This window comes from Shinella sp. NM-101, assembly GCF_021401195.1.
Classification (GTDB): Bacteria; Pseudomonadota; Alphaproteobacteria; order Rhizobiales; family Rhizobiaceae; genus Shinella.
In genome coordinates this window covers 1-2605 of record NZ_JACBFT010000047.1, presented here as the reverse complement: position 1 = coordinate 2605, position 2605 = coordinate 1, and the positions used below count along the sequence as shown (strand labels likewise).

Sequence of the window (2605 nt, the reverse complement as noted above, 5' to 3'; positions counted from 1 at the left end):
TGCGTATTCCGCTGAAGCCGGCCACTGATTCCGAAACGAAGCCGGCCACCTGTTCCGATTTCATTCCGGCCAGCATTCCGATCTGAAGCCGGCCAGTCGATGCTCCCCTGGGTCGTTGTTTTGAATGGCTCCTGATTGTTGCGCGGTCAAGCCTCGGATGGTGCCTGACGCTGCTTTCGCAAGCTCTCGCCGCTGAGTTCGATGCGGTAGGCATTGTGGACCAGGCGGTCGAGGATGGCGTCGGCGAGGGTCGGATTGCCGATCATGTCGTACCAGTGATCGACGGGCACCTGGCTTGTGACGATGGTGGATCGTTTCTCATAGCGGTCCTCGATAATCTCGAGGAGATCACGGCGCTGCTCGTCGCTAAGCTTCTCCGGCCCCCAGTCGTCGAGGATGAGCAGGTCGGTTCTGGCGAGCGCCTTGAGGACCTTGGGATAGCGTCCGTCGCCGCGCGCGAGTGCAAGGGCGGCGAACAGCCTGGGCAGGCGATGATAGGCGACGGAAAAGTCCTCGCGGCATGCCTTGTGTCCGAGCGCGCAGGCTAGCCAGCTTTTGCCGACGCCAGCAGGTCCGATCAGCAGGAGACTGTGATGGTGCCTGATCCAGTCGCAGCCGGCGAGCTTCAGGAACAGATTGCGGTCGAGGCCACGGGCGGCGCGAAAGTCGATGTTCTCGACCTGGGCGTCATGGCGGAGCCTGGCGGCACGAGCTCTCGCCTCGAAACGCTTCTGGCGGCGCGTCGTTGCCTCCCGCTCAAGAAGTAGAGCGAGCCATTCGCCATGCTCGAGGCTCCTCGCTTCCGGTTGAGCCTCGAGCTCGTGATAGGCGCTTGCCATGCCGGAGAGGCCGAGCTCGCGGAGCATGTCGATGGTGGGATTGGTCAGCATTGTCTTGGTCCTCAATGAAAGTATCCGGGGCCGCGCAGGTTTGCGTGTTCCATGACGGCGGCAGGTTCGGTGGAATGCCTGTTGGACTTGTGGGTGGCGATGAGTGCGGTGATGGTCTTGCAAGTCAGCCCGCCGATCTCGACGGCTCGTGCCGAGACGGCCTCGGCGCGTTCCCGGGGAAGATCGCGATAGAGGCGCAGGATGCCGAGGCAGGTCCTGAAGCCCTGTTCGGGATGTGGCCTGCTGGCGAGGATGGCAGTGATCAGCCCTTCGGTCTCGGGACCGATCGATGCCCCCCAGCGCCGGAAGCGATCCGGTGTCCATTCGGCGTAGCGCCGATGCGAACTCGGCATATGATCGGGGTCCGTTCCAAAGCGCGCCCCCCCATAGCGGCGCTGATGCACGGCGACGCGCTTGCCACGGTGGAATATCTCGATCATCCGGGCAGTGGCACGGATATCAACCTGCTGGCGGATGAGACCGTGCGGGACGGAATAGAAGAAGCTCTTGAACTCGACGTGATAATCCGTCGAGACCCGTGCCAAGCGCCATTCGGCGAACTCGTAGTCCTCGGCGGGCAGACTTGCGAGCGCCGGACGTTCGATCGTTTCGAAGAGATGCCGGCGGCTGACGCCGAGCCGGCGCATGACATGATCGTTGATGCGCGCGAGCATCTCGGAGATCGCGGCATTGGCCTCGGCAAGCGAGAAGAAGGTTTGCTTGCGCAAGCGGCCGAGAATGCAGCTCTGGGCAAAGCGCACGGCGCTCTCGACCTTGGCCTTGTCCTTCGGGCGTCGTGGCCGGGCCGGTAGGACGCCGATGCCGTAGTGGGACGCCATCATGCCGTAGCTGCGGTTGATCTCCGGATCATGGAAGCTGGCGCGGTTGACGCCGGACTTCAGGTTGTCCGGCACCACCAGCCGGGGCACGCCGCCGAAAAAGGCGAACATGCGCACATGCGAGCCGATCCAGTCCGGCAAGGTCTGGGTCCAAGTGGCTTCGGCGAAGGTATAGCTCGACGCGCCGAGCACGCCAACGAACAGCTCCGCCTCGCGAACCTCGCCGGTCTTGCGATCGACGATCGGCACCTTCTTTCCGGAATAGTCCACGAAGGCCTTGTCGCCGGCTGCGTGCTCCTGGCGCATCGTCGGCGACAGCCGCTGCTCAAAGCCGCGAAACAGCTCGCAGAAGCGGCTGTAGCCGTAGCCGTCGGGATGGTCGCTACGGTATTCCTCCCAAAGGATCAGCAGCGTCACGCCCGGCTTCTTCAGCTCGATCGAAAGCTCAGCCCAATCAGGCTCCTTCCTTCGCCGCTGACCCTGCTTGACCCCGGCGCGGGCAAAAAGACGATGTTCTAGCGCATCGTCGGTCAGCTCGCCGGGCAAGGGCCAGGTCAAGCCCGCTTGCGCCGCACGCTTCAGATTGTCCTGCACGGTGCTGCGCGCAACGCCGAGCACCACCGCAATCTCGCGGCTGCTTGTTCCGCTTCCGGCAAGCCGGAGCATCTGTCGTAATTGTCTCATGGTCAGCCTTCTCTTCGCCGGCATCAAAATCTCCTCGTGTACCGGGAGGCTTGATGCCAAAGTTGCTGACCCAAGGGGTATCGTTAGAGCCGAAAAACGGCCGGTAATTGATTGGAATTGTGGCCGGCTTCAAATCGGAATGGTGGCCGGTAATTGATCGGAATGCCGGCCGGCTTCAGCTCGGAATCCGCA

The 2605-nt window shown here is 62.8% G+C and carries 2 protein-coding genes; both read right to left on the bottom strand.

Annotated elements, in window-relative coordinates; genetic code table 11:
• Positions 1 to 146: 146 nt before the first annotated feature.
• Entirely contained in the window at positions 147 to 890 is a 744-nt protein-coding gene (gene istB, locus L0976_RS28490; protein WP_234190764.1) for an IS21-like element helper ATPase IstB, read from the bottom strand.
• 11 nt (positions 891 to 901) lie between these two features.
• Positions 902 to 2413, bottom strand: coding sequence for an IS21 family transposase (gene istA, locus L0976_RS28485; RefSeq protein ID WP_234190759.1), 1512 nt, complete (start codon positions 2411 to 2413; stop codon positions 902 to 904).
• Between the last annotated feature and the right edge of the window lie 192 nt (positions 2414 to 2605).